We start from the raw sequence: 25,766 nt of genomic DNA, 5'->3' as shown, positions 1-25,766 counted from the left end.
TGGAGTCAGCCATGCAAACACCGGCTATCCCTGACAATGAAAGATTGCGCCTCGATGCATTGCGCCGGATCTCCATTCTCGACAGCTCCGCCGAAGAGCGTTTCGATCGGATTACCAGGATGGCGCGCAGCATGTTTGATGTGCCCATCTCGTTGGTGTCGCTGGTGGATGAAAACCGGCAGTGGTTCAAGTCCTGTTGTGGTTTGCCGGTGCAGGAGACACCGCGCGACGTCTCTTTCTGCGGGCATGCCATTCTCGGTGATGGTCTGTTCGTGGTGGAGGATACCAGGCAGGATCTGCGCTTTGCCGATAATCCGCTGGTATCCGGTGAACCCCATATCCGCTTCTATGCCGGCTGCCCGTTACAGATTGGCGAAGGTTACAAGCTGGGCACTCTGTGCATCATTGACCGCAAGCCGCGACTGCTGGATTCGCGCCAACAGGGCTTGCTGACGGATCTGGCCGGCATGGTGGAGCGCGAGCTGGCCGCGATCCAGCTGGCTACGCTTGATGACCTTACCGGTATCACCAATCGGCGCGGCTTCATGCTGCTGGCGCAAAAATGTCTGCAACTGGCTCACCGGCAGGAGCGGGAGGCTACCCTGCTGTTCATCGATCTCAACCGTTTCAAGGAGATCAACGACCAGCTTGGGCACGATGTGGGTGACGATGCCTTGCAACAGATGGCCGGTCTGATGTGCCGGGTTTTTCGGGAGGCGGATATTTTTGCCCGGCTGGGGGGCGATGAATTTGCGGTGCTGCTGCTGGGTTCAGGGCCTCTTGAGATAACAAGGGTATTGGCCCGTTTTGCCGAGGCTCTGGCTGTCTTTAATCAGGAGAGCGGCAAACCCTATCAGCTGGCCTGCTCGATCGGTGTCGGACACTATGACGGACGCTCGCCACCAGCGCTGGAACAACTGCTGCAGCAGGCGGACCAGAAGATGTATGACTGTAAAAAAGGGCGCTAGCAGCGCCCTTTCTTGGCTTGTCCCGGCGGACAGAAGGTACCGTAACCCCCTCGATCCCCGTCGCTGACCCGGATCCGGGTATCGTCCACGCTCACGTCGGCGCTGTGTACCCGTACCGGCCCGCTGCTGCAGGCGCTGAGCAGACCGCTCAGCAAGATCATCACTACCAGCTTGCCCATAACTCCTCCTCTTATTTTCCTGATTATGGGGCATTTTCAGAGGTGGGTGGAGGCGGCGCAAAGCCCCTGCGTCACGGCCTGCCGTGGTGGCGACAGAGGGCGCCGCAGCGCCCTCTGGCAAGTCGTGCCGAGGCAGCCAAAAGCTACAGACGGAAGTGGCCGACCAGCTTGTCCAGCTCGCCGGAGAGCTGCTGCAGGCCGCGACTGGCATCGGTCAGCTGGTGCGCAATGTCGGCGGTCTCCATGGTGAGCTGGTTGATGTCCTCCACGTTGCGGTTGAGTTCGCCGACCACGCTCGACTGCTCTTCGGTGGCGGTGGCGACCTGGATGTTCATGTCGTTGATCTGGGTGATGTGGGCGGTGATCTGGCCGAGTGCGCCGTTGGCCTCGTCAGCCTGGGTGACGACGGCCAGGCTCTGGCTGCGGCCCTGGGTCATGGCACTGACGGCGCGGGCACTCTGTTCCTGCAGCCGGTTGATCATGCCCTGGATCTCGGCGGTGGAGGCGGCGGAGCGGTTGGCGAGGTTGCGCACCTCGTCGGCCACCACGGCGAAGCCGCGACCCTGCTCACCGGCGCGGGCCGCCTCGATGGCGGCGTTGAGCGCCAGCAGGTTGGTCTGCTCCGAAATGCTGCGGATGGAGTCGGTCTGGGTCGCCAGCGACTCGATCACCCCGGCGACCTGCGCAATCTCGTCGGAGAGACCGACGATGCCGTGGCGCGCCTGGGCGACCACGCCGGCACCCGCATCCGCCTGCTCGTTGGCCTGTCTCGCCACTTCTGCGGCGAGGGAGGCGTTGCCGGCGATCTCGGTGACGGTGGCACCCATCTGGTGGATGGCGGTGGCCACCTGCACGGTGCGGTCGCGCTGGGCGGTACAGTTCTGCTGGGTCAGCTGGGCCTTGGCGGCCACCTCGTCAGCCGTGGCGGCCAGCTGATGGGAGTTGCGGGCCACCTGCTCGATGGCGCTGTGGATCTTGCTGACGAAGTGATTGAAGCTCACCGTGATCTCCGCCAGCTCGTCATTGCCGTTCAGCTGGGCACGGGAATCCAGCGCCAGGTGTTCGGCGGCATAGCCGATGTACTGCTGCAGGAAGCCGACCCGGCGCTTGAGGTTCATCAGGATGAGTACCGAGACTAGCAGCGAGATGAGGATGGCGCCGGTGATGATGCTGATCATCTGCAGCCGCCCGCTGGCATAGCTCTGTTCACCGAGCTGATGGCGCTGCTGGGCCTGCTGGATCAGGCCGTCGAGCAGGGCGTTGGCATCCTTGCGCATGGTGCCGTAGGTGACGGTATAGCGATCCCGATAGATGCCCCTTGCCGCTTCCATGTCGCCCTGTTCCAGCGCCTGCAGCATGGGCGCCAGCTCGTTGCTCGCCATCCCTTCGAACTGGCTGAGCAGCTGCTGGGCATTGGCTTTGGCGGCGGGGTCGGTCTGGGCGGTGACGGCCTGTTGCATGGCCTGACGCATCTCGGGAATGTCCTCCTCCCGGCTCTCCTTGACCCGGGTGATCACCCCCTTCACATCCTTGAGGGAGGTATCCTGCAGCAGCATCATGTCGATGCCGACCCGCATGCGGGGAATGCGCGACACCACCTCCGCCATGGCGCGCATGGGGGTGGCGGTGTTCTGGTAAAGCTCGGTGGATTGTTGCTGGATGGTGCCCATGCTCTTGAGGCTGGCACCGCCCACCAGCAGCAGGGCGAGACAGGGCACGGTGACAGCCAGGATCAGCTGCAATTTGAGCGTCAGTTTACCTTCTAGCATGGGTTTTCCTCGCTGATCATGACGATGTGAATTATCAGAGTATAAATCGACGGATTTGGCACCAACTTGAGTTTTTGTTAACAAATAGCCAACAAAAAGGGGCGCCATAGCGCCCCCTTATGATGTCAGAAGTCTTAAAGTCGGAAGTTGCCGACCAGCTTGTCCAGCTCGCCGGAGAGGTGCTGCAGGCTGCGGCTCGACTCGGTCAGCTGGTGGGCGATGTCGGCGGTCTCCATGGTGAGCTGGTTGATGTCTTCCACGTTGCGGTTGATCTCGCCCACCACGCTGGATTGTTCCTCGGTGGCGGTGGCGACCTGGATGTTCATGTCGCTGATCTGGGTGATGTGGGCGGTGATCTGGCCGAGGGCGCCGTTGGCCTCGTCAGCCTGGGTCACCACTTCCAGACTCTGGTTGCGGCCCTGAGCCATGGCGCTGACGGCGCGGGCGCTCTGCTCCTGCAGCCGGTTGATCATGCCCTGGATCTCGGCGGTGGAGGCGGCAGAGCGGCTGGCGAGGTTGCGCACTTCGTCGGCCACCACCGCGAAGCCGCGGCCCTGTTCCCCGGCGCGGGCGGCCTCGATGGCGGCGTTGAGCGCCAGCAGATTGGTCTGCTCCGAGATGCTGCGGATGGTGTCGAGGATGCTGCCGATGGAGTCGGTCTGGCTGGCCAGCGACTCGATCACCCCAGCCACCTGTTCAATCTCGCCGGAGAGGCCGACGATGCCGTGACGGGCCTGGGCTACCACCAAGGCGCCGGCGTCGGCCTGTTCGTTGGCCTGCTTGGCCACATCGGCCGCCAGAGACGCGTTACCGGCGATTTCACTCACGGTGGCGCCCATTTCGTGGATGGCGGTGGCCACCTGCACGGTGCGATCGCGCTGGGCGGTGCAGTTGTGTTGGGTCAGCTGAGCCTTGGCGGCCACCTCGTTGGCAGTGGCGGCGAGCTGGCGGGAGTTGCTCGCCACCTGCTCGATGGAGCCGTGGATCTTGGCGACGAAGTTGTTGAAGCCGGTCGCAACCTGGGCCAGTTCATCCCGCCCCTCCACCTTGAGGCGCTGGGTCAGATCGCCGTCACCGCTGCCGAGTTCGCGGAACAGGCGGGCCAGCTGGTTGAGCGGGCGGCTCACCGAGCCGGCCAGCAGCATGCCGAGCAGCCCCATGCCGACGGCGATGGCCAGGCTCACCAGCAGGATGTGCAGGCGGGCCCGGTCCAGCTCGGCATAGATCTCCGCTTCCGGCACCTGGGCCACCAGATACCAGTCGAGCAGCGGAATGTAGCTGCTGGCCAGCACCACCGGCTGACCGTCGATCTCGGCGTGGGTGGCGGCAAAGGACTGCTTGTTCAGCAGGTTGCCGCTGCCGCTTGCCAGCTGGGCCAGGTTGTCACGGTCGATGCGGCTGGCGTCGGGGTGCAGTTTCACCTTGCCGCTGCCGTCGGTCATGAACACGAAGCCGCTGTCGCCGATGCGGAAGTTGGCGAGCATGCTGACCATGCTGTCGAGGGACTTGGCGAGGCCGGCGAGGCCGCGGCCATTGAGCTGCTGGAAGTTGACGAACAGCTTCACCTCGCCGTTGCTCTCGCGAAAGATGCTGAGCATCAGGTCTTGCTGGCTCTTGGTGTAGCCGTAGAACCAGGCGTCCTGCTCCGGGGTGAGGTTGCGCAGGAAGCCATCCTGGTTGTAGTAGGCGGCGCTCTGGCGATCGGCGAAAGAGGCGGTGACCAGCCCGTATTGGGCTGCCATGTCTTTGAGCTGGTCGATCAGGATCGACTCCTGCTCCTTGGGCATGCCGCGGGCCACCCAGTCCAGCACGAAACGATCGTTGGCCAGCTGTCTGGCGGCGCCGGCGACCGAGGTGAGATCCTTCTCGATCTCCTTGCCGATGCGCTGGGTCAGGTTGGGCAGCTCCTGCTCGAACATGCGGCTTTCGATCAGCTGCTGCGCCGAGCGCTGGCTGAAGTAGCCTACCAGCAGGCAGGAGAGCACCACGGCCAGGGTGACCGTGGCCAGGATTTTCTGTTTGAGTGTCAGGCTTGCAAGCATAGGAGTGACTCGGGTGTGTGAACACGGGATTGAGGACATATTAGCGGCAGCCCGGCGCCACCCTTGATAGGCCGACCCACTTTATTGACGGATTACGTTTGCGCTCACATCGCCGCATGGGCGGCCAGCGTCGCAATGCGTGCCGATATCCCCTGCGAACTGTTGCGGTTCGCCGGCCGCCCCTTATAGTAGGCTTCACTGCCTAGCTGGCTCGCCCTGGATTCAATGGAAAATCATATGCGCATCTTTCGTCGAGGATGGAACCCCCTGTTCCTGATATTGCTGGCCTGTCTGCCGCTGATGGCGGCGGCCCAGTCCGAGCGGCCCAAAATTGCCCTGGTGCTCAGCGGCGGTGGTGCCAAGGGGGCGGCCCACATCGGCATCCTCAAGGTGCTGGAAGAGAAGCGCATCCCGGTCGACATCATAGTGGGCACCAGCATGGGCTCCTACGTGGCGGGCATGTACGCCATGGGACTCAGCGCCGAAGAGGTGGAGCGCACCACCCTGGCCATCGACTGGAACAAGGGCTATCAGGACAAGGTGGGGCGTGACGAGCTCTCCCTGCGCAAGAAGCAGCAGAGCGAGCAGTATCAGCTGCGCACCGACATCGGCATCAATGGCGACTCGGTCCAGTTCCCCGACGGCTTCTTCCAGGGCCAGTCCATGGCCAGCCTGCTGCGCCACGCCACCTCCAATCTGCCGGTGCAGAAGAGCTTCGACGATCTGCCCATTCCCTATCGCGCCATGGCCACCGACATGGAGACGGTGACCCCCTTCGTGCTGGACCACGGCAGCCTCGCCAAGGCGATGCAGGCGTCCATGTCCATTCCCGGCGCTCTCAAGCCGGTGGAGTGGGAGGGCCACATCCTGGCCGATGGCGGCACCGTCAACAACATGCCGGTGGACGTGGCCAAGGCGATGGGGGCCGACGTGGTGATCGCGGTGGACATCAGCGCCAAGCTGCGCACCCGCGAGTCCTTGAAGTCGGGGCTGGCCATGATCGATCAGCTCACCACTTACATGACCCAGGTCGGCACCGAGAAACAGAAGGCGCTGATGGGGCCCAGAGACGTATTGCTGACGCCTGAGTTCGGCAACATGGGTATCGCCGACTTCGCCCTGATGCCGGAGGGGATCAAGCTCGGGGAGCAGGTGGCCAACCGTGCCTCGGCCCAGCTGGATGCGCTCTCTCTGTCGCCCGCCGCCTATGCCGCCTATCGCAACCAGAAGCTGAGCCGGCGCGCCGAGCGCAGCGGCCAGCCCGCCTACTACATCGACAAGGTGGAGATCATCAACAAGTCCCGTCTCTCCGACGAGACGGTGCATGCCATGCTGAAGGTGCGGCCTGACAAGATCCAGACCAACGAGAGCCTGGAGGCGGGCATTCGCCGGCTCTATGCGCTGGAGTCGTTCGATCGCATCACCTACGAGGTGGAGGAGCGGGGCGGCGAGAACGTGCTGGTGGTGGACGCCAGCGAGAAGAACTGGGGGCCGGGCTACCTCAACTTCCAGTTCGGCTTCTCCGATGACTTCGAGAGCAGCTCCAACTACAACGTGGGCATGTCCTACACCCTCACCAACGTCAACGACTGGGGGGCCGAGTGGCTGACCGAGGCATCGCTCGGCACCGCCAAGCACTTCAAGACTGACTTCTACACCCCGCTGGAGCCCTCCCAGACCTTTTTTGGCGAGGCGAGCCTGGCCTATGACAAGACCCAGCGTCGTATCTTCATCCCCGAGGAGACGCGGGCGGCGAATGAGGTGAGCTATGTCGACGCCGAGTACAACTTCACCAACGTCGATCTGGCGGTGGGCTGGAATCGCCAGCCCTGGAGCCGCCTCTCGCTCGGGTTGGAGGGGAAGGTGGGCGACATCGATGTGCGCAACGTGGCGGATGCCAAGGTGGATGCCTCCTCCTGGGGCCCCTATGTCCGCTTCGAGCACGATACCCTAGACAGCCGCTACTTCCCCTATCAGGGCGCCTACTGGGACATCAAGGGGGGGTACTCCGCCGTCCGGCTGGATAATAACAGTGACATAGATGATCGCTATGAGGGGGTCAACTATCACCTGGCGATGGTCAAGCCCTGGTCCTGGGACAGACACAGCCTGAACCTGTTGCTGGAGGGTGGGGGCTCTACCTCCCAGGAAGAGCTGCCGCTGTTCGTGCAGGATCTGGGCGGGTTGTTCCGCATGTCCGGCTTCCAGCGCTATCAGCTGAGCGGCCGTTACAGCCTGTTTGGCGGGCTGCGCTACATCTACCGGGTGGCGGACAACGACTTCGGCGCGCTGCGGGCGCCGCTCTATCTGGGCGGCTCCCTCGAGCAGGGCGGGGTGTGGGACAAGGGTGAAGACATCAGCATGGAGAGCTCCTTCACCGCCGGCTCCGTCTACGTGGGGGTGGAGAGCTTCCTCGGCCCCATCTTCCTCGGCTACGGCATGGCGGAGGGGGGCAACGACATGTTCTATCTGCAATTGGGCAGCACATTCGAATAACGGCAAAATGATGCCTTTTTGTTAACTTATTTCTGGTGTGCCATTTATCTGTTTGTAAAACACCAGCAACTTTAGATGGTTATGTTGTTTTGATGAATATCTGTACAGGCTTTGGATTTTAATTAGTCGTTAAAACTTATATAGTGGGGGGCACCCTACGGGTGTCCCGCAAGGACGATCGCCGCGAGCGTGGGCGAACCCCAAAAAAAGACCAAAGAGGAATTAGTCGTGCTTGAAACATACCGTAAACACGTCGCAGAACGTGCCGCCGAAGGCGTGGTTGCCAAACCTCTGGACGCAGAGCAGGTCGCCGCCCTGGTTGAGCTGCTCAAGAACCCGCCCGCCGGCGAACAAGACTTTCTGAAAGAGCTGTTGTCCTCCCGTATTCCCCCTGGTGTTGATGAAGCGGCCTATGTCAAAGCCGGCTTCCTCACCGCCGTCGCCAAGGGCGAAGCCCACTCTCCCATCCTGAGCGCTGCCGAAGCCGTCGAGCTGCTGGGCACCATGCAGGGTGGTTACAACATTCAGCCGCTGATCGACCTGCTGGACCACGCGACCCTGGCTCCTCTTGCCGCCAAGGGCCTCTCCCACACCCTGCTGATGTTCGACTCCTTCCACGACGTGGAAGAGAAGGCCAAGGCGGGCAATGCCCACGCCAAGCAGGTGATGCAATCCTGGGCCGATGCCGAGTGGTTCCTCTCCCGCCCTGAACTGGCTGAGAAGATCACCGTCACCGTGTTCAAGGTGACCGGCGAAACCAACACCGACGACCTGTCGCCGGCGCCGGACGCCTGGTCCCGCCCGGACATTCCGCTGCACGCGCTGGCCATGCTGAAGAACGCCCGTCCCGGCATCACCCCGGACAAGGATGGCGTCATCGGCCCTATCAAGACCATCGATGCGCTGAAAGAGAAAGGTTTCCCGCTGGCTTACGTGGGTGACGTGGTGGGTACCGGTTCTTCCCGCAAATCCGCCACCAACTCGGTGCTCTGGTTCATGGGCGACGACATTCCGCACGTGCCGAACAAGCGCGCCGGCGGTGTCTGCCTCGGTGGCAAGATTGCCCCGATCTTCTTCAATACCATGGAAGATGCCGGCGCCCTGCCCATCGAAGTGGACGTCTCCAAGCTGGAAATGGGCGATGTGATCGACATCTACCCGTTTGCCGGCAAGATCTGCAAGCACGGCACCGACCAGGTGCTGGCGCAGTTTGAACTGAAAACCGACGTGCTGATCGACGAAGTGCGCGCCGGTGGCCGCATCCCGCTGATCATCGGCCGCGGCCTGACCGACAAGGCCCGCGAAGCGCTGGGTCTGCCGTTCTCCACCGTGTTCCGCCGTCCGCAGCCGGTGGCCGATACCGGCAAAGGCTTCACCCTGGCCCAGAAGATGGTGGGTAAGGCGTGCGGCGTGAAGGGCATTCGCCCCGGCACCTACTGCGAGCCCAAGATGACCACGGTCGGCTCCCAGGACACCACGGGCCCGATGACCCGCGACGAGCTGAAAGACCTGGCCTGCCTCGGCTTCTCCGCCGATCTGACCATGCAGTCCTTCTGCCACACCGCGGCCTATCCCAAGCCCATCGACGTACAGACCCACCACACCCTGCCGGACTTCATCATGAACCGCGGCGGTGTCTCCCTGCGTCCGGGTGACGGCGTCATCCACTCCTGGCTGAACCGCATGCTGCTGCCGGATACCGTGGGTACCGGTGGTGACTCCCACACCCGTTTCCCCATCGGCATCTCCTTCCCGGCGGGCTCCGGTCTGGTGGCCTTCGCCGCCGCCACCGGCGTGATGCCTCTGGACATGCCGGAATCCGTGCTGGTGCGCTTCAAGGGCGAGTTGCAGCCGGGCATCACCCTGCGTGACCTGGTCCATGCCATCCCCTACGCCGCCATCCAGAAAGGGCTGCTGACCGTCGAGAAAGCGGGCAAGAAGAACATCTTCTCCGGCCGCATCCTCGAGATCGAAGGTCTGCCGACCCTGAAGGTGGAGCAGGCGTTCGAACTGGCCGACGCCAGCGCCGAGCGTTCCGCCGCCGGTTGCACCATCAAGCTGGATAAAGAGCCGATCATCGAGTATCTGAAGTCCAACATCGTGATGCTCAAATGGATGCTGTCCGAAGGCTACGGCGACGTACGCACCATCACTCGCCGCATCAAGGGGATGGAAGAGTGGCTGGCCAACCCGGTGCTGATGGAAGCGGACAAGGATGCCGAGTACGCCGAAATCATCGAGATCGATCTGGCCACCATCAAGGAGCCGATCCTGTGCGCGCCGAACGATCCGGACGATGCCCGTCTGCTGAGCAGCGTGGCTGGCGACCAGATTGACGAGGTATTCATCGGTTCCTGCATGACCAACATCGGCCACTTCCGCGCCGCCGGCAAACTGCTCGAGAAGTATCAGGGCGAGCTGCCGACCCGCATGTGGATCGCGCCGCCCACCAAGATGGACAAGGATCAGCTGACCGAAGAGGGCTACTACGGCATCTTCGGCCGGGTCGGTGCCCGCATCGAGATCCCCGGTTGTTCCCTCTGCATGGGCAACCAGGCGCGGGTAGCGGAAGGGGCCTCCGTGGTTTCCACCTCCACCCGCAACTTCCCGAACCGTCTGGGCAAGGGTGCCAACGTCTATCTGGCCTCTGCCGAGCTGGCTGCGGTTGCCGCCATCATCGGCAAGATCCCGACCGTGGCCGAGTACCTGCAGTACGCCAAGACCCTGGACGCCACTGCGGCCGACACCTATCGCTACCTCAACTTCAACGAGATCGCCTCCTACACCAAGAAGGCCGATGCGGTGATCCTGCAGCAAGCGGTATAAGGGTCGGCGCCGCCATGGCGCTCCCGTGCTGATGCAAAGCCCCGGCCCGTGCCGGGGCTTTTGTTTTTGTTCTGGGCATGCCTGGTTGTTTTTTGCACACATTAGGGCTGGGTTCAGCATCGGCTGTTAAGGTGGGCTGCCATGTTTGCTGTCTGGTCCCGCTATGTCGATGTCGCTGCCCAATCTGGATTTCTCCCGTCCCTGGCTCCGTCTTGGCTGCACCCTGTTGCTGTTCAGCCTGCCCTTCACGTTCGGCGGCTGGGCCATCTACAACAGTCATATGCACGCTCTGGATCGTCAGTCCGAGCACTCCGCCAGACAGGCGGTGACCCTGATGGAAACCATGCTGGCCCACGCCGAGAGTGCCAACCGCTCGCTCTTTCCCTTCATCGATCAGCCGTGCGAGCAGGCCCTGTTCACCCTGCGCCAGCAGGTGGCGCTGGTGCCCTTCGTGCGCACCGTCAACCTGGTGGGGGAGAACGGGATCTACTGCAACTCGCTGTTCGGTGCCATCCAGTGGCCGGATCGGCTCGAGCGTTACAGCGGCGGACGGCTGCTGCTGTTGGCGGGCAACCAGGTGCGGGCCCACCACCCCCTGTTGGCCCTGCGCGACAGCCATGGCAAGGGGGCCGCTTTCAGCACCATAGACGGCGAGTACCTGCGCTTCATGCTGGTGCTGAGCGGACGGCCCTGCACCCTGCTGCTGCACGTGGGGCAGCAGTGGCTGGACGAGCGGGGCGTGCTGAGTGAAGGGGGGCAGCCGCAGGCGATGCTGGCCAGCCATGAGATCCACTCCAGCCGCTATCCGCTCTCCATCTATGCCGGGCACGAGGTGCCCTCGTTCTGGAACTCCCTGTGGCAGGCCAGGCGCTGGGCCATCCTGCTGCTGCTGGGGATCTCCCTCGGCTTCGCCCTGCTCATCTGGTGGCTGCTGGGACGGCCCCGTTCACCGGAGGTCGAGCTGGCGCGAGCCCTGCGCAATCGGGAGTTTGTGCCCTATTTGCAACCGCTGGTGGCGGCGGGGAGCGAGCGGGTGATCGGGGCCGAGGTGTTGATGCGCTGGCAACATCCGACGGCCGGGCTGATCCGCCCGGATTTCTTCATCCCCCAGGCGGAGGCGAGCGGTCTGATCGTGCCGATGACCAGCCTGCTGATGGAGGAGGTGGCCCGCGAGCTGAGCATGGAGCGCGACCTGGTGCCCGACGGGTTTCACCTCAGCTTCAACATCAGTGCCGCCCACTGTCGCGACATGGCGCTGCTTGCCGAGTGCCGGCGCTTCCTCGATCACTTCGCGCCGGGCCAGGTAGTACTGGTGCTGGAGCTGACCGAGCGGGAGCTGCTGGTGGCGGATCCCCAGACCCTGGCGCTGTTTCGCCAGCTCGACCAGATGGGGGTCAGGCTGGCCATGGACGATTTTGGCACCGGCCACTCCAGCCTGCACTACCTGCAGCAGTTCCATGTGGACTATCTCAAGATAGATCAGTCGTTTATCGGCAGGATCGGCACCGAATCCCTGTCCGAGCACATAGTCGACAACGTGATCGATCTGGGGACCCGGCTCGGCCTCGCGCTGGTTGCCGAGGGGGTGGAGACGCGCCAGCAGGCCGACTACCTGAAACGCAAAGGCGTCGACTACCTGCAGGGCTACCTGTTTGGCCGTCCGCTGCCGCTGCGCGACTTTCAGGCTGCATTGGCCCAGCCTCAGGTCGACCGCTCGGTGCAGCTGGCTTCTGTCTGAGCCATCAGGTGAGGGATTGCAGCCACTCCGACAGTCTGGCGTGGGCGCTGCCGGGAGCGGGCGGGGCGGGGGCGAGCAGGTGGTAGCCGGTGCCGTCGGGACAAAAGCCGAGCGGCGCCACCAGCAGGCCGGCCTCGATGTCGTCGCACACCTGCCGGTAGGGGCCGATGGCGACCCCCAGCCCGGCGACTGCCGCCTGCAGGCTGAAGTAGAAGTGCTCGAAGGTCTGCCCCGGCGCCTCCTCGCCGGCAAACTGGCCGGCGTGCTGCAACCACTCCTGCCAGGCTCCCGGCCGGGTCTTGGTGTGCAGGCGGGGGGCGCCAGGGCGCAGGGCCGGGCCGTTTGCCCCCGCTTCGAAGAACTGTGCTACCTTGCCCGGCTGGCAGACCGGCCCGGTCAGCTCCTCGAACAGCGGCTGGCTGTAGAGCTCGGCAGGCCACTGGAAGTCGTTGCGCCGGATGGCGAGATCGATGCCGCTGCCGAAGCTGAGGGCACCGCCACCGGCCATCAGGTGCACGTCCAGCTCGGGATGCAGGGCCTGGAAGGCGGGCCAGCGCGGGATCAGCCAGCGCATCAGCAGGGTTGGCTCGCAGGAGATGACCAGCGACGTCGGCCGTCCCTGCCGGCGCAGCGCCTGCGCCGTCTGGCGGATGCCGCCCAGCCCCTCCCTGACCGCCTGATAGAGCCGCTCGCCCGCCTCGGTCAGAAAGACCCGGCGCTGGCGCCGTTCGAACAGCATGACCCCGAGATCCTCTTCCAGCAGGCGTACCGCCCGGCTGACCGCGCCGTGAGTGAGGTGCAGCTCGTCGGCGGCGCGGCTGAAGTGTTCGGTACGGGCCGCCACCTCGAAACAGCGCAGGGCGGTCAGGGCCGGCAGCGACAGGCTTTTCTGTGAATCATTCTCACCGTTCATGTCAGAAGTTATCGTTCGTTATTGGTGCTATGGCCAAATAAAATAGCCGATATTCCATGTGATCAGGACTATTTTCATGACCGAACTGTTAGCCGTAGTAGCCATTACCTTCTTTGCCGTCATCAGCCCGGGGCCCGACTTCGCCATGGTGTCGCGCAACAGCCTGCTGCTCTCGCGTCGCAGCGGGGTGCTGACGGCGCTCGGCATCGGCGCCGGGGTCTGCGTGCACGTCACCTACACCCTGCTCGGGGTGGGGCTGCTGATCCAGCAGTCGCTCTGGCTGTTCAATCTCATCAAGCTGGCGGGGGCTGCCTACCTCATCTTCCTCGGCATCAAGATGCTGCGGGCCAAGCCGGCGACCGCCGAGGTGCTGGCCGAGCAGCCCGCCCTCTCCAGCCTGGGGGCGCTGCGCACCGGTTTTCTGACCAATGTGCTCAACCCCAAGACCACCATCTTCATCGTCAGTCTGTTCATGCAGGTGGTGCAGCCGCAGACGCCGCTGGCGGTCCAGCTCGGTTACGGCGCCTTCATCGTGCTGGCCCACGCCGTCTGGTTCAGCGCGGTGGCGATCTTCTTCTCCACCGATTCGGTAAGGGGTCGGCTGCTGGCGGTGCGCCACTGGATCGATCGGGTGTTTGGCGCTCTGCTGGTGGGATTCGGCATGCTGCTGGCACTGACCCAGCAGACGCGCTGAGGCGAGGGGAGAGGCGCTCTCCCCTATCCACCCCCGACTGTAGGGGCTTGTTTTTCATGCCTTGCGCCCCGCTTTTCGGTAGAATTGGCGCTCATTTTGACGTCAATAAAGATGAGGGGCGGTATGACGGTCAGGTTCCAGGCATTTCACAGCATCAAGGCGATAGGTCAGCGGGAGGTGCTGTTCAACTGGTCCAGGACCAATCCGCTCGGCGCACTGGAGCAGGTGTGGCGTCCGAAGAATCGCGACGAACTGCAGCAACTGCTGCGGGAAAACCCCGAGCGCAAGCTGCGCCTCATCGGCTCCGGCCTCTCCTTCGAACCCATCCACAGCGTCTATGCCGAGGGCAGCCAGGCGCTGCTGGTGGACTTGCACCACCTGCGTGGCCAGTTGGCGCAGACCGCCGACACCGTCACCTACCAGGCGGGCACCCCGCTCGACACCGTCTACGCCGATCTCATCGCCATGGAGCGGATGTTGCCGGTTTCCCCCGGCGTCATCGGCATCCAGACCCTGGGCGGTGCGCTCAGCACCGGCACTCACGGCCAGGGGCTGCACCAGTCCGCCCTGTGCGATGCGGTGGCGGCCATGACAGTCATGCTGGCCAGCGGCGACACCATCCGGGTGGACCGCAGCGATCCACGCTTCGGCGCCTTCGTGATGGGCATGGGGATGCTCGGCATTCTGCTCGACGTCACCCTGCAGACCGTGCCCAACCGCATCATGCGCTGCACCAAGTTCACCACCGACTATCCCTTCCTGCTGGCGCACAACGAGCGGCTCAACCGCGAGCACGCCTTCGTGAAGAGCTGGTGGTTCGCCTGGACCGGCGAGAGCCACATCTGGCTGGTGGATCCCGCCTCCGAGGAGGAGGTGGCCCGCTACCGCGCCGGTGGCAGCGAGCCGCTGCTGCTGGAGGGCGACATCGACGCCCGCATGAATGCCACCATAGATGCGACTCTGCAGAAGATGGCCAAGGACACCAAGGATGAGGCGCTGGCCGGCGAGCACTTCGAGACGGTGCGCCGCTTCAAGGATGCCTCCGATCTGGTGGGCAACGTCTACCAGATCCTCTGCAAGGGGATCCCGGCGCCCCAGATCAACTGCGAGGTGGCGGTGCCGCTGCATCGGATGAACGAGGCGCTGGAGACCCTGCAGGCGTGGCAGCAGGCCAACCCGGGCGTGCTGCACTACCCCTTTATCCTGCGCTGCACCGGCCCCTCCAAGGCCTGGCTCAGTGCCGCCTATGATCAGCCGGTCTGCTGGATCGGTTTTCTGGTCTATCTGGCGGCGGACGGCACCTTCGTCAACGGCTCCATGGAGCAGATGCGCGAGCTGCAGCAACTGCTGGTGCCGCTCGGCGGCATCCCGCACTTCGGCAAGCACCTGGCGATGGATCTCTACGACTTTCCGGCGCTGCTGCCGCGCTGGCACGACTTCCTGACCCTCAAGGGCGAGCTCGACCCCCACGGCCGTTTCGAAAACCGCTGGCTCGCCGACCTGTTTGCCAACCGGTAAGGATCTGACATGACCGATATGCAAGACACTCGCTTACTCATCACCCTGCCGACCAGAGGGGAGTCATCCCTATGACGGACATGCAAGATACGCGTATCCCTGTGACCCTGCTGACCGGCTTTCTCGGCAGCGGCAAGACCACCTTGCTCAACCACTGGGTCAAGCAGCCCGAGCTTGGCGAATGCGCGGTGCTGATCAACGAGTTCGGCTCGGTAGGGCTGGATCACCACCTGGTGCAGCAGGTGGACGAGCAGGTGGTGCTGCTCGATTCCGGCTGCATCTGCTGCTCGGTGCAGGGCTCCCTGGTGGAGGCGCTGCAGGGACTGTTTATGAAGGCTATCCAGCGGAAAATTAAGCCTTTTAAACGACTCATTATCGAGACCACTGGCCTCGCCGATCCGGCCCCGGTGCTGTTCACGTTGAGGGAAGAGGGCTTTATCGCCCAGCGTTACCGCTTCGACGGCACCGTCACCGTGGTGGATGCCGGCCATATCGAGCAGCAGCTGGCGGCTCAGTATGAAGCGGTGAAACAGGTGGCGCTGGCGGATCTGCTGGTAGTGAGCAAGGGGGATCTGGTGGATGGCGAGCAGCTGGAGCGGGTCGAAGCCCAGCTGGCGGCCCTGAACCCAGCAGCCCCCATCGAGCGGGTCAGCAACGGCGAGCTGTCGCCCGCCGTGCTGGAGAAGCTGGGTGCCTACAACGAGGCGGCCGGGCGCGACGTGCGCCAGCTGCTGGCCTGGCTGCGCACCGAAGCTCCGAAACAGGGGCTGGCCTCACCGATGCAGCCCAAGATGAAGCCGTTCGCCGTCAAGGTGGGCACGGCCGCGCCGACCCACTTCGAGCATGGCAATATCGAGAGTTTCGCCCTGCGCATCGGCGAGCCGCTCAAGCCTTCTCGCCTGCTGGCCGCCATCGATGCGGTGCAGGCGCAATACGGCGATGCGCTGCTGCGGCTCAAGGGCATATTGCAGCTGGAGGGGGAGAGCCAGCCGGTGGTGATCCACGGCGTCCATGGCCAGCTCTATCCGCTGCAGGCGCTGGGGGAGTGGCCGGAAGGCAAGGCCCAGTCCCGGCTGGTGTTCATCGTGAAAAGTCAGGACAAGGCGGGCATAGAGCGGTTGTTCCTGGATACGCTGAAGGCGCCCGAGCCCAGCCTGGAAGAGCAGCTCAGAGCCATGCTCGGCCAGCCTGATGCCTGATGTAATGAGATGACCCGCGCTTGTGCGGGTCTTTTTTTGTCTGAAGAGGAGGTGGCTGCAGATGCCCGATAGCACACACATGGTGACCCCTGCCCAGCGTAAATGGCTGCCGCCGCTCACTGCGGTTGGTTTCTTCATGCAGACGCTGGATGGCACCATCCTCAACACCGCCCTGCCCAGCATGGCCGAGACCCTGGGCGAGAGCCCGCTGCAGATGCAGTCGGTGATCATCGCCTACATGCTGACGGTGGCGCTGCTCATTCCCGCCTCCGGCTGGCTGGCGGACCGATTCGGCACTCGTCGCATCTATCTGGCCGCCATCCTGCTGTTTACTCTGGGCTCCCTGGCCTGCGCGGCCGCCAACTCCCTGCCGTTGCTGGTGGCGGCGCGGGTGCTGCAGGGGATCGGTGGCGCCCTGCTGATGCCGGTGGGCAGGCTGGCGGTACTGCGGGTCTACAGCAAGCACGAGCTGCTGCGGGTGATGTCGTTCGTCACCATCCCCGGCCTGGTGGGGCCGCTGATCGGCCCGGCACTGGGGGGCTGGCTGGTGGAGGTAGCGAGCTGGCACTGGGTGTTTCTCATCAACCTGCCGGTGGGGTTGCTCGGCTTCATCGCCAGCTGGTACTTCATGCCGGACTTGCGCCAGAGCACGGCCAAGTTCGACTGGCAGGGGTTCGTGATGTTCAGCGCCGGCATGGTGCTGGTGTCGGTGGGCCTGCAGGGGCTGGGGGAGCACAGCATCTCCACCGGCTGGGCGCTGTTTGCCCTGCTGTTCGGGCTGGCCGCCATGGCGAGCTACTGGCTCTACGCCGCCAATGCCGAGGAGCCGCTGTTCGGGCTGGGGTTGTTCAAGACCAGCACCTTCGCCATCGGCATCTGGGGCAACCTGTTTGCCCGGCTCGGCAGCGGCGCCATGCCGTTTCTCACCCCGCTGTTTCTGCAACTGGGGCTCGGCTTCTCGCCGAGCAAGGCGGGGATGACCATGATCCCCACCGTGCTGGGGGCCATGCTGACCAAGACGCTGGTGAACAAGCTCATTCCGCGCATCGGTTATCGCCGCATCCTGATCGGCAACACCCTGGCGCTCGGGGTGATGATCGCCAGCTTCTCCCTCATCGACAACAAGCTCCCCTACGGGGTGCTGCTGGGCTGGCTGATGGTGTTCGGCGCCATCAACTCGCTGCAGTTCTCCGCCATGAACACCCTGACCCTGCAGGATCTCAGCCCGGAGTTTGCCAGCAGCGGCAACGGCCTGCTGTCGGTGGTGATGCAGCTCTCCATGAGTTTGGGGGTGGCCATCGCCGCCAGTCTGCTGGGGCTCTTCTCTGCCGGCTCGTCGGCGGCGGATGGTCAGTGGCTGGGAGGCTTTCACCTCACCTACCTCTGCATCGGCCTGATGTCGATGCTGGCGGCGCTGATCTTCGCCCAGCTGGCGCGGGACAAGCGCTGAGCCGCGGGCTCAGGGGGCCGGCAGGTAGCTCACCTGGCAGGGTAGCTGGGTCAGCAGCCCGGCCAGGTGGGCGGTTTCCAGCAGGAAGGTCTGCTCGGGGTGGCCCGGGGTCCAGGTAAAGGCGTGGTGGGTCATGAGCACGGGATCCACCAGCAGCGGGATGTCGGCGCGAGGCAGGAAGGGGCAGACCGCGCCCGGCAGGCAACCAATCTCCGCCTGCATCTCGTCGGCGGTGCAGATGGAGGGCTTGGCGCCGAGCGCCGCCTTGACCGCCTTGTTGTCGAGCCGGCCGTCCCTGTGGGTCAGCAGCAGGGCGAAGCGGCCATCCTTGAACTTGAGAAACAGGGTCTTGCTGAATTCGGCCTGCCAACCGAGGCGTGCTCTCACCTTTTCATCGGTGGCGTAGTCGAGAATGGGTTCGTGCTCGAAGCGCTGGTGGGGCAGCCCGGCCAGCAGCCGGCAGTTGAAGTCGTGAATGGTATCGAGTGGCATGGGGTTCTCCTGTGATGGCGGCCATCCTGCCACTTGCACCGGCGCAGGCCCAATCACGGTTTCTTATCCGTTATCAGCTCCGTCCATCAACAACAAGGGCACCGCGAGGTGCCCTTGTCGTTCAGTGGTGCTGCAATTCGCCCGCTGCCCAGTGAAAGGGGATGGGGCAGAGCCGTTGGGAGGCCTTGTCGTAACGCTCCCACAGCTCACCGAGCGTGCGCCCATCCAGCGGATGGCGCAGGGTGGGGGCCAGTTCGGCCAGCGGCCAGAGCACGAAGGCGTTGCTGAGGATCTCGCCGCGCGGCAGTACCAGCGGCGTCTCGCAGACCAGCTCGCCGTAGAGCAGCAGATCGAGATCCAGGGTGCGCGGGGCGAACTTCTTGGCATCCGGCTCGCGGCCGTGGGCAAACTCCATGGCGCGCAGTCGTTGGCACAGGGTCGCCAGCGGCAGCTCGGTATCGGCGCCCACTACCAGGTTGTAGAAGGGGCGGCCGTTGAAGCCCACCGCCTCGCTCTCGAACACCCGGGAGACCTGCAGTTCACCAAACTCGGCCTGCAGCGCATCGAGGCCGGCGCGGATATGACGTTCCCGCTCGATGTTGGATCCCAGGCTGATATAGATGCGGGTCATCAGTTGGCGCTCGCGGCCGGGGTGCGGTGACGCAGGATCTCGACGCCGACACCGGCGGCATTGGGGACGGCACCCGGTTTGGTCAGGGTGACCTTGACCCACTGCACCCGTTCGTCGGCCAGCACCAGCATGGCGACCTGTTCGGCCATGGTTTCGACCAGCTCCACCACCTTGCTGGAGGCGTGATCACAGATCTTGCGAGAGAGGGTGGCGTAATCCAGTGCCAGCTTGATATCGTCGGTTGCGGCGGCGGGGCGGTTGTCGAACCCCATCTCGAGGTCGAAACAGAGCTTCTGGCGAATGCCTTTCTCCCACTCGTATACACCGATAGTGGTCAAAACCTCGAGTCCGCGAATAAACACCTTGTCCATGACAGTACTTCTTCTTTACTCTTGATGGGCTGTGATGACAGCGCAGGGATGCAGGCCTGGCCAGCGGATGAGTGCCGGCGGCCGGTTTGGGCGACACGCGTTGGGCAACCCCACGTCGGCGCCAGAGAATGTGGCCCGCATCATACCCCATTCATATCGTGGTAAAAACGACCAAGATGACGGCCCTGACGATTTTGATGATTATTCTGGCCTACCTGGGCGGCTCGCTGTCCAGTGCGGTGCTGGTTTCCCGCATCACGGGTCTGCCGGATCCCCGTGATCACGGCTCCCACAACCCGGGGGCCACCAATGTGCTGCGCCTCGGTGGCCGGCTGGCGGCCGTGGTGGTGTTGCTGCTCGATGTGCTCAAGGGCACGGCTCCCGTCTACCTCGCCTGGTATCTGCAGATCAAACCCGTCTACCTAGGCTTTATCGGGGTGGCTGCCTGTCTCGGCCACATGTACCCCATCTTCTTCCACTTTCGTGGCGGCAAGGGAGTGGCCACGGCGCTCGGCACCATGATGCCCATCGGCTTCACCATGGGGGGGGCGGTGATCGGCACCTGGTTGCTGGTGCTGCTGGTGAGCGGCTATTCGTCGCTGGCCTCCATCATTACCGTATTGCTGACCCCGCTCTTTACCTACCTGCTCAAACCGGAATACACGTTGCCGGTGTCGCTGCTCTCCTGCCTCATTCTGATCCGCCATCACGAGAACATTGCTCGCCTGCTGAAAGGGGAGGAACCCAGAGTCTGGGGCCGCCAGAACCGCGCCGAGCAGGAAGAAGTGCTGGAAATGGATGATCCTGAGCAAAAAAGAGACGAACGAGACAAAAAGTGAAATTTCCCGTTGACCACCTGCCTTAAAATCCGTTTAATAGCGCCCACGCCCAGATAGCTCAGTCGGTAGAGCAGGGGATTGAAAATCCCCGTGTCGGCGGTTCGATTCCGTCTCTGGGCACCAATTTTTGGTGCCATGAAATAAAAAATTGTTCATGCACAATGGTTTAAAGTGTGCCGGCTTAGCTCAGTAGGTAGAGCAACTGACTTGTAATCAGTAGGTCACCAGTTCGATTCCGGTAGCCGGCACCATTTGCCCAGATAGCTCAGTCGGTAGAGCAGGGGATTGAAAATCCCCGTGTCGGCGGTTCGATTCCGTCTCTGGGCACCACAATAAGGCGATGAGATAGGGATATCTGGTCTCCAAAGTACAATTCCTCCTTAGTTCAGTCGGTAGAACGGCGGACTGTTAATCCGTATGTCACTGGTTCAAGTCCAGTAGGAGGAGCCAATTCAAAAGCCCAGCAGCAATGCTGGGCTTTTTCTTTGCCCGTTCGTCGCTATCCGGCACTCACTGCGGCCCAATAAATGGGCCAACCGGCGCCAAGTTGTCGCATGGCTCACCCTGTCCCCTCCCCATCAGTGACTTCGTCGGCTCGGCTAGTATGATGGCTTGCTGAGTCCGTCTCCTGCCCGGTTCGGGTCATGCAGACTTATCGGGTATCAGGCCCGGTGCAGGCAAACGGAACCGTTTCTTGAGCGAGGTCATCCATGAATGCAACAGAGCTTTGGCAGCTTTCCCCCGAACAGTTCAACGAGTGGCGCCGGGCCAACGACTATCCCCTGATCTGGGATCTGCTGGTGGCGTCGCTGCCCCATTTCGACGACTGGATGACGGAGCAGAAGATCGACAAGCAGGTGATCTTCCAGATCGGCATCGCCCGCTTCATCAGCTCCCGCTGCGTGCTGAGCCTGTGCCTCTACATGAGCGACGACAAGATCAGGCTCTATGAGACCGCCTCGAGCGCGCTGGAGTCCCTGCGCAAAAGCGGGCTGATCCGTGCCGAGACGCGCTTTGAACCCTACTGCATGTGGCTGGCCGGCAAGCACGGCAAGGACGAGGTGAAGCGGGTGCAGAGCCTGCTCTCGGTCTCCGAGAACAACAAGGGGGAGGCCCAGGTACTGGGCAAGCACCGGCTGCTCAACATCGGCGGCGTCGAGCTCAAAAGCCCCATCATCTCCGGCCGGCTGCTCGACTTCACCTGCCTGGACGAACTCTCGCTGGATGGCGCCGTCAACAACTCCAAGGTCTATCTGTGGCACTGCTCGGCCAAGGGGGTGAGGGTCAACGGCGGGGTGATCGGGCTCGATCTGTTCGACTCCCTGCTGTGGGACCACAGGGCCTGGGCCAAGAAGCGGGAGCTGGCGCTGGAGGACGGAGTATTTCAGGACTTCACCATCGAGTGCGAGGAGATCCGCTTTCACTCCTCCCGGGCTGTGCTGAAAAACTTCAACGTGCGGGCCAAGAACTTCGACGCCACCATGGAGCACACCAACCTGGACAAGGTGCAGGTGGCCTACAACGAGAATGGCCGGGTCGATCACAGCGAGGCCAGCAAGCTCTACCGCAATGCCAAGCGGCTCTTCTCCAGCGTGGGTGATACCGTCGATGCCGGCGAGTGTTACTACAAGGAGAAGCTGCACGAGATGAAGTCGCTGGCGAGCCCGAGGGAGCTGTTCAAGGAGTGCTGGCTGCGCAGCGGCTGGCTAAAGAAAGGCTGGCTCACCCTGCTGTGCTACCTGAAGTGCGCCGCCAAGTTCATCAGTTTCATCACCTGGGGCTTTGGCGAGCGGCCGATCCGCAGCCTGCTGCTGTCGATGGGGGTGATCCTGCTGGCGACCCTGACCTATTTTCTGGCGCCGGCCTCGGTCACCTACCACCACCTGGGCCGCTCGCTCTACTTCAGCATCGTCACCTTCGTGACCCTGGGCTATGGCGACATCTCCCAGACCTCCTCCCCGCTCCAGCTGCTGTCTGCCATCGAGGCCTTCTGCGGCATGTTTCTGACCGGGCTGTTCCTGGCGGGGTTTGCCTCCAAGACCAAGCAGTATTGATGGGGGGGCCGGCGGCCGGCCGAGCGGGTCAGCCAGCTGGCGTGATCTGCTGCATCTTGAGCCAGAAGGCCTCCTGGCAGGGGTTGTGGAACAGCTTGCGCGCAGGTGTGATGGGAATGGGGCTGGCGACCACCCGGTAGCTGATCCAGCACTCCGGGCAGAGCTGCGGAGAGGACTCTTCGTCCAGCTCCAGCTGGTGGCAGATGACCACGCCGTTGGCAAACCAGTAATGGGTCTGCCGGTGATGAGTCAGAGTGCCGCTCTCGTCCTGCTCGCTGTGTTGTTCACTCTGCTGGCGGACGATGATCGCCGGCCCCGCCTGGCGATGGATGGCTCTGATGTAGGTCACGAGGTCGTTCATGGTGCTGCTGGATGAGTAGATGGATGGCCGATGGGGCGAGCTTACCCGCGCCGGCCGTGGACGGCAATCTCGCCCGCCGCTTGTCGGGTGGCGGGCATTCAGGAGAAAAGTGATGGGGATCCCTGCTGACAAGGCCGAGCTGCTGCTCGCCATCGAGACGAACTTCGGCAAGTTGCTCAAGGCCTTGCAGGCCGTCCCCGAGAGCCTGACACAAGAGCCGGTGATGGAGGGACACAGCAAGGGTTCCCGCATGAGCGTGGCCAATCTGGTGGCCTACCTTATCGGTTGGAATGAGCTGGTGATCAAGTGGATCGAGCGGGATGCGGCGGGTCTGCCGGTGGATTTTCCCGAGACCGGTTTTAAATGGAACGAGCTGGGCGGGCTGGCGCACAAATTCTATCGGGATTATGAGGGGCTGACCTACCCGCAGCTGCTGACCCGGCTGGTGGCGGCCAGGGCCCGCATCGTCGAGCTGATCGGGCAGCGCAGCGACGATGAGCTGTACGGCCACCCTTGGTATGAACGCTGGCCGCTGGGGCGGATGATCCAGTTCAATACCGCCTCGCCCTATCACAATGCCAACGGCCGGCTGCGCAAGTGGTTGAAGAGCGAAGGCGTGAAGCCGTAGAGCTCGTCGGCGGCCAGCACAGGCGAGGGGGTGGCAAGGCGCAGGCCTCCTACCCTTGTTTCGCTGACTGGCCCCAGTTGTTATACTGCCGCCCCGTTTCGTCGCCGGGCTGGCCGTGGGCCGGCGCGCTGACGCGAGACGGGCAGACTGGACAGGATCGTCCGGCCACCCGTGTTTCCTCCCTGGTTCAGCCGCTAGCGCGGCGAAGCGTCAATCCGTATGGCACGGGTTCGCGGCCGGCAGGAAGAGTCATTCAAGGAGCCCTTGTCGCAAGACAAGGGCTCCTGCTTTATGGGTGCCATAACAACAATACTCACCACACAGCGACAGATTTCAGGATTGGTATGGAAAATCAAGCAGTTAAAGATTCTCACCAGGGGGCGGCCTCCCTTCGCCGCTGGCTGGAGCCGGTATTGGTGCTGGTTATCCTCGGCAGCCTGTTTGGCTACCTCGGCAGCCAGATGGGCCTCTCCGCCCTGGTCAACACCCTGTTCAACACCGCTCATCAGCTGTTGCTCAACACCGTGCTCTTCATCATGGGCATTACCGTGCTGTCTGGTGCGCTCAGCCAGCTGCTCAGCGAGTTCGGGGTGATCCGCCTGCTGGAGGTGCTGCTGGCGCCGCTGATGAAGCCGGTGTTCCGGCTGCCGGGGCGCACCGCATTGGCGGCCCTGATGACCTTCTTCTCCGACAACCCGGCGGTGATCAGCCTCGCCAAGGACAGCCGCTTTCGCAAGGGCTTCACTCCCTGGCAGCTGGTGTCGCTCACCAACTTCGGCACCGCCTTCGGCATGGGGCTGATCGTGGTGACCTTCATGGCCACCCTGCAACTGCCGGGCGGCGAGTCCACCGCCAGCGCGGCGCTGATCGGCCTGCTCGGCGCTCTCATCGGTTCCGTGGTGTCGACCCGGCTGATGCAGCGGATGATCCGCCCTCTGGTGGGGGAGACCCCGATCACCGACGAGGTGGCGAGCGTGGGGGCCAAACCGGGTCTGAGCCAGGAAGCCGCCCCGACCTGGCTGCGGGTGCTCAACGCCCTGCTGGACGGTGGCAAGTCCGGGGTGGAGCTGGGGATGGCGGTGATCCCCGGGGTGCTCATCATCAGCACCTTCGTGATGCTGCTGACCTTCGGTCCGGGCGAGCAGGGCTACAGCGGTGAGGCTTTCCAGGGGGTAGCGCTGCTGCCGGTGCTGGCGGCCAAGGTGGGCTGGCTGTTCGAGCTGCTGTTCGGCTTCACCCACGCCGAGCTGGTGGCCTTCCCGGTCACCTCGCTGGGGGCGGTCGGGGCCGCCATGTCGCTGGTACCTCCCTTCATCGGCAAGGGCTGGATCACCGGCAACGAGGTAGCGGTGTTCACCGCCATGGGCATGTGCTGGAGTGGCTTCTTGAGCACCCACACCGCCATGCTGGATGCGCTCGGCTATCGCCATCTCACCTCTCGCGCTATCGTGGCCCACACCATCGGCGGCCTGTGCGCCGGGGTGGCGGCTCATCAGCTCTATCTCTGGCTGGGCTGAGTCATCAAGCAGCAAAAGGGCGCCTCGGCGCCCTTTTGCTTGCGTGGCCGTCCGGCGGCTTCACAGGTTGCCCGGTTTGGGAATGGGGATGCCGAGCAGGAAGTTGTCCATCATGCCGACCATGCGGCCCAGCTCCGGTTTGGTGATGGTGTCGTTGGCGCCCAGCTGCAGCGCCTTGTGGCGGTTGTCATCGCTCATCAGCGACGAGAACATGACGATGGGGGTGGCCTTGAAGGCGGGGGTATCGCGCAGCCGCTTGAGCAGGTGCATGCCGTCCATGCGGGGCATCTCCACGTCGGTGATGATGCCGCTGACAAACTCGGCCACCGGGATCTTCTCCTCCTGCGACAGGCGATCGAACTCCATCAGCATTTCCAGCCCGTCGCCCCCGTCCTTGGCGGTCACCACGTTGTAGCCCGCGGTGCGCAGAGTGGTCTCGATCATCTTGCGGATGAAGGCGGAGTCGTCCACCACCAAAATGGTTTTGGCCTGGCGCATGGCCATCATGCGATCGTCGATGATGACCTTGCGATCCTGGGTCACATCGTACTTCTCCATGCTGAGCTCTGGGTTGATGTCGGCGATGATCTTCTCGAAGTCGAGGATCATGATGAGGTTGCCATCGCGCCTGACCACTGCCACCACGCAGTCATTCTCGCCCGCCTCCAGGAACTGGCTGGGGGACTCCACATCCTCCCAGGAGACCCGGTGGATCCTGCTGACGCTGTCGATGAGGAAGCCGTTTGCCATCTTGTTGAAGTCGGTGACGATGACCACCTTGTTGCTGTTGTCCGGGTTGGTGCGGATGCCGAGCCAGCCGGCCAGATCCACCAGCGGGATCAGCCGCTCGCGCAGGGAGAAGACCCCCACCATGTGGCGCTGGGCATTGGGGTAGTCGGTGGTTTCCGGCACCCGGATCACCTCGCGCACCTTGGCGACGTTGATGCCGTAATAGGCTATTTTCTCGCGGCCATCGGGCAGCTGCTTCTTGAGGTGGAATTCGATGATCTCGAGCTCGTTGGTGCCGCTCTCGGTCAGGATGGATTTACGCTCTTCCCCGTCTTTGGACATCATGGTCACT

General features: G+C 63.4%; 21 protein-coding genes and 4 tRNA genes. 16 read left to right on the top strand and 9 right to left on the bottom strand.

Features of this window, described 5'->3' with window-relative positions; all coding sequences use genetic code 11:
• The first annotated feature begins 11 nt into the window (after window positions 1–11).
• Window positions 12–968, top strand: a complete 957-nt coding sequence (locus PG899_RS08795) for a GGDEF domain-containing protein (protein ID WP_045525666.1) — start codon at window positions 12–14, stop codon at window positions 966–968.
• Here PG899_RS08795 and PG899_RS08790 read toward each other — a convergent pair.
• The 3 genes from PG899_RS08790 to PG899_RS08780 all read right to left on the bottom strand — a co-directional run bounded on the left by PG899_RS08790 (window position 965) and on the right by PG899_RS08780 (window position 4,958).
• Window positions 965–1,147, bottom strand: a complete 183-nt coding sequence (locus tag PG899_RS08790) for a hypothetical protein (RefSeq protein WP_077095234.1) — start codon at window positions 1,145–1,147, stop codon at window positions 965–967. The genes PG899_RS08795 and PG899_RS08790 overlap by 4 nt on opposite strands.
• A 143-nt stretch (window positions 1,148–1,290) precedes the next feature.
• Window positions 1,291–2,916, bottom strand: coding sequence for a methyl-accepting chemotaxis protein (locus PG899_RS08785; protein WP_179101297.1), 1,626 nt, complete (start codon window positions 2,914–2,916; stop codon window positions 1,291–1,293).
• A gap of 134 nt (window positions 2,917–3,050) precedes the next feature.
• Window positions 3,051–4,958, bottom strand: coding sequence for a methyl-accepting chemotaxis protein (locus tag PG899_RS08780; RefSeq protein WP_179101296.1), 1,908 nt, complete (start codon window positions 4,956–4,958; stop codon window positions 3,051–3,053).
• Window positions 4,959–5,195: 237 nt separating this feature from the next.
• Between PG899_RS08780 and PG899_RS08775 the strand changes: the two genes are divergently transcribed.
• The 3 genes from PG899_RS08775 (at window position 5,196) to PG899_RS08765 (ending at window position 12,018) form a co-directional block, all read left to right on the top strand.
• On the top strand, window positions 5,196–7,454 hold the full coding sequence (locus PG899_RS08775; RefSeq protein ID WP_077095231.1) for a patatin-like phospholipase family protein: 2,259 nt from the start codon (window positions 5,196–5,198) through the stop codon (window positions 7,452–7,454).
• A gap of 228 nt (window positions 7,455–7,682) precedes the next feature.
• Complete coding sequence (acnB, locus tag PG899_RS08770) at window positions 7,683–10,280, top strand: bifunctional aconitate hydratase 2/2-methylisocitrate dehydratase (RefSeq protein WP_077095230.1); 2,598 nt, start codon at window positions 7,683–7,685, stop codon at window positions 10,278–10,280.
• Between the two features lie 163 nt (window positions 10,281–10,443).
• Window positions 10,444–12,018, top strand: a complete 1,575-nt coding sequence (locus tag PG899_RS08765) for an EAL domain-containing protein (RefSeq protein WP_077095229.1) — start codon at window positions 10,444–10,446, stop codon at window positions 12,016–12,018.
• A 4-nt stretch (window positions 12,019–12,022) separates the two neighbouring features.
• Here the strand turns inward: PG899_RS08765 and PG899_RS08760 are convergent, their stop codons facing one another.
• Window positions 12,023–12,931, bottom strand: coding sequence for a LysR family transcriptional regulator (locus PG899_RS08760; RefSeq protein ID WP_077095228.1), 909 nt, complete (start codon window positions 12,929–12,931; stop codon window positions 12,023–12,025).
• A gap of 76 nt (window positions 12,932–13,007) precedes the next feature.
• Here PG899_RS08760 and PG899_RS08755 point away from each other — a divergent pair, with 76 nt between their 5' ends.
• From PG899_RS08755 to mdtD, 4 genes are all read left to right on the top strand, one after another.
• Window positions 13,008–13,625 (top strand): LysE family translocator, encoded by a 618-nt coding sequence (locus PG899_RS08755; RefSeq protein ID WP_005305594.1) that lies wholly within the window; start codon window positions 13,008–13,010, stop codon window positions 13,623–13,625.
• A gap of 123 nt (window positions 13,626–13,748) precedes the next feature.
• Entirely contained in the window at window positions 13,749–15,143 is a 1,395-nt protein-coding gene (locus PG899_RS08750) for a D-arabinono-1,4-lactone oxidase (RefSeq protein ID WP_077095227.1), read from the top strand.
• A gap of 71 nt (window positions 15,144–15,214) precedes the next feature.
• Window positions 15,215–16,342 carry a CobW family GTP-binding protein gene (locus PG899_RS08745; protein WP_179101295.1) on the top strand — a complete coding sequence of 376 codons (1,128 nt, stop codon included), beginning with the start codon at window positions 15,215–15,217 and terminating at the stop codon, window positions 16,340–16,342.
• A 61-nt stretch (window positions 16,343–16,403) separates the two neighbouring features.
• Window positions 16,404–17,792, top strand: a complete 1,389-nt coding sequence (gene mdtD / locus PG899_RS08740; RefSeq protein WP_077095226.1) for a multidrug transporter subunit MdtD — start codon at window positions 16,404–16,406, stop codon at window positions 17,790–17,792.
• Window positions 17,793–17,801: 9 nt separating this feature from the next.
• Here mdtD and PG899_RS08735 read toward each other — a convergent pair whose 3' ends face one another.
• The 3 genes from PG899_RS08735 to folB form a co-directional block, all read right to left on the bottom strand.
• Window positions 17,802–18,284 carry a YbaK/EbsC family protein gene (locus PG899_RS08735; protein ID WP_017409457.1) on the bottom strand — a complete coding sequence of 161 codons (483 nt, stop codon included), beginning with the start codon at window positions 18,282–18,284 and terminating at the stop codon, window positions 17,802–17,804.
• A 121-nt stretch (window positions 18,285–18,405) separates the two neighbouring features.
• Entirely contained in the window at window positions 18,406–18,915 is a 510-nt protein-coding gene (gene folK, locus PG899_RS08730; protein WP_017409458.1) for a 2-amino-4-hydroxy-6-hydroxymethyldihydropteridine diphosphokinase, read from the bottom strand.
• Complete coding sequence (folB, locus tag PG899_RS08725; RefSeq protein WP_011707547.1) at window positions 18,915–19,286, bottom strand: dihydroneopterin aldolase; 372 nt, start codon at window positions 19,284–19,286, stop codon at window positions 18,915–18,917. Before folB ends, folK begins: the two co-directional genes overlap by 1 nt.
• Window positions 19,287–19,462: 176 nt before the next feature.
• Between folB and plsY the strand changes: the two genes are divergently transcribed.
• The 6 genes from plsY (at window position 19,463) to PG899_RS08695 (ending at window position 22,179) form a co-directional block, all read left to right on the top strand.
• Window positions 19,463–20,125: a glycerol-3-phosphate 1-O-acyltransferase PlsY gene (plsY, locus tag PG899_RS08720; protein WP_016352149.1), complete on the top strand. Its 663-nt coding sequence runs from the start codon at window positions 19,463–19,465 to the stop codon at window positions 20,123–20,125.
• 47 nt (window positions 20,126–20,172) lie between these two features.
• Window positions 20,173–20,248: transfer RNA gene (locus PG899_RS08715), tRNA-Phe, on the top strand.
• Between the two features lie 52 nt (window positions 20,249–20,300).
• Window positions 20,301–20,376: transfer RNA gene (locus PG899_RS08710), tRNA-Thr, on the top strand.
• A 3-nt stretch (window positions 20,377–20,379) separates the two neighbouring features.
• Window positions 20,380–20,455, top strand: a tRNA-Phe gene (locus PG899_RS08705).
• 44 nt (window positions 20,456–20,499) lie between these two features.
• A tRNA-Asn gene (locus tag PG899_RS08700) sits at window positions 20,500–20,575 on the top strand.
• A gap of 260 nt (window positions 20,576–20,835) precedes the next feature.
• Complete coding sequence (locus tag PG899_RS08695) at window positions 20,836–22,179, top strand: potassium channel family protein (protein WP_039213987.1); 1,344 nt, start codon at window positions 20,836–20,838, stop codon at window positions 22,177–22,179.
• A 28-nt stretch (window positions 22,180–22,207) separates the two neighbouring features.
• Here the strand turns inward: PG899_RS08695 and PG899_RS08690 are convergent, their stop codons facing one another.
• Window positions 22,208–22,540, bottom strand: coding sequence for a hypothetical protein (locus PG899_RS08690; protein ID WP_077095225.1), 333 nt, complete (start codon window positions 22,538–22,540; stop codon window positions 22,208–22,210).
• Window positions 22,541–22,652: 112 nt separating this feature from the next.
• Between PG899_RS08690 and PG899_RS08685 the strand changes: the two genes are divergently transcribed.
• A complete protein-coding gene (locus tag PG899_RS08685; protein WP_077095224.1) occupies window positions 22,653–23,168 on the top strand; it encodes a ClbS/DfsB family four-helix bundle protein in 516 nt (171 codons plus the stop codon).
• A 344-nt stretch (window positions 23,169–23,512) separates the two neighbouring features.
• Entirely contained in the window at window positions 23,513–24,685 is a 1,173-nt protein-coding gene (locus tag PG899_RS08680; RefSeq protein ID WP_029302089.1) for a CD0519/CD1768 family membrane protein, read from the top strand.
• Between the two features lie 60 nt (window positions 24,686–24,745).
• Here the strand turns inward: PG899_RS08680 and PG899_RS08675 are convergent, their stop codons facing one another.
• Window positions 24,746–25,759 (bottom strand): chemotaxis protein, encoded by a 1,014-nt coding sequence (locus PG899_RS08675; RefSeq protein WP_076361939.1) that lies wholly within the window; start codon window positions 25,757–25,759, stop codon window positions 24,746–24,748.
• Window positions 25,760–25,766 lie beyond the last annotated feature (7 nt).

Source organism: Aeromonas sp. QDB39, from assembly GCF_027707585.1.
Taxonomy (GTDB): domain Bacteria; phylum Pseudomonadota; class Gammaproteobacteria; order Enterobacterales; family Aeromonadaceae; genus Aeromonas; species Aeromonas hydrophila.
The sequence above is the reverse complement of the archived record's forward strand: the minus strand, read 5'-3'. Positions and strand labels throughout refer to the sequence as shown.

Excerpts from the sequence above, each read along its gene's own strand:
- PG899_RS08780 (WP_179101296.1), bottom strand. The coding sequence starts at position 4,958 with ATGCTTGCAAGCCTGACACTCAAACAGAAAATCCTGGCCACGGTCACC.
- PG899_RS08785 (WP_179101297.1), bottom strand. The coding sequence starts at position 2,916 with ATGCTAGAAGGTAAACTGACGCTCAAATTGCAGCTGATCCTGGCTGTC.
- PG899_RS08790 (WP_077095234.1), bottom strand. The coding sequence starts at position 1,147 with ATGGGCAAGCTGGTAGTGATGATCTTGCTGAGCGGTCTGCTCAGCGCC.
- PG899_RS08775 (WP_077095231.1), top strand. The coding sequence starts at position 5,196 with ATGCGCATCTTTCGTCGAGGATGGAACCCCCTGTTCCTGATATTGCTG.
- PG899_RS08745 (WP_179101295.1), top strand. The coding sequence starts at position 15,215 with ATGACGGACATGCAAGATACGCGTATCCCTGTGACCCTGCTGACCGGC.
- plsY (WP_016352149.1), top strand. The coding sequence starts at position 19,463 with ATGACGGCCCTGACGATTTTGATGATTATTCTGGCCTACCTGGGCGGC.
- PG899_RS08755 (WP_005305594.1), top strand. The coding sequence starts at position 13,008 with ATGACCGAACTGTTAGCCGTAGTAGCCATTACCTTCTTTGCCGTCATC.
- PG899_RS08695 (WP_039213987.1), top strand. The coding sequence starts at position 20,836 with ATGAATGCAACAGAGCTTTGGCAGCTTTCCCCCGAACAGTTCAACGAG.
- PG899_RS08765 (WP_077095229.1), top strand. The coding sequence starts at position 10,444 with ATGTCGATGTCGCTGCCCAATCTGGATTTCTCCCGTCCCTGGCTCCGT.
- PG899_RS08735 (WP_017409457.1), bottom strand. The coding sequence starts at position 18,284 with ATGCCACTCGATACCATTCACGACTTCAACTGCCGGCTGCTGGCCGGG.
- PG899_RS08750 (WP_077095227.1), top strand. The coding sequence starts at position 13,749 with ATGACGGTCAGGTTCCAGGCATTTCACAGCATCAAGGCGATAGGTCAG.
- folK (WP_017409458.1), bottom strand. The coding sequence starts at position 18,915 with ATGACCCGCATCTATATCAGCCTGGGATCCAACATCGAGCGGGAACGT.
- PG899_RS08675 (WP_076361939.1), bottom strand. The coding sequence starts at position 25,759 with ATGATGTCCAAAGACGGGGAAGAGCGTAAATCCATCCTGACCGAGAGC.
- mdtD (WP_077095226.1), top strand. The coding sequence starts at position 16,404 with ATGCCCGATAGCACACACATGGTGACCCCTGCCCAGCGTAAATGGCTG.
- PG899_RS08760 (WP_077095228.1), bottom strand. The coding sequence starts at position 12,931 with ATGAACGGTGAGAATGATTCACAGAAAAGCCTGTCGCTGCCGGCCCTG.
- PG899_RS08690 (WP_077095225.1), bottom strand. The coding sequence starts at position 22,540 with ATGAACGACCTCGTGACCTACATCAGAGCCATCCATCGCCAGGCGGGG.
- folB (WP_011707547.1), bottom strand. The coding sequence starts at position 19,286 with ATGGACAAGGTGTTTATTCGCGGACTCGAGGTTTTGACCACTATCGGT.
- PG899_RS08795 (WP_045525666.1), top strand. The coding sequence starts at position 12 with ATGCAAACACCGGCTATCCCTGACAATGAAAGATTGCGCCTCGATGCA.
- PG899_RS08685 (WP_077095224.1), top strand. The coding sequence starts at position 22,653 with ATGGGGATCCCTGCTGACAAGGCCGAGCTGCTGCTCGCCATCGAGACG.
- PG899_RS08680 (WP_029302089.1), top strand. The coding sequence starts at position 23,513 with ATGGAAAATCAAGCAGTTAAAGATTCTCACCAGGGGGCGGCCTCCCTT.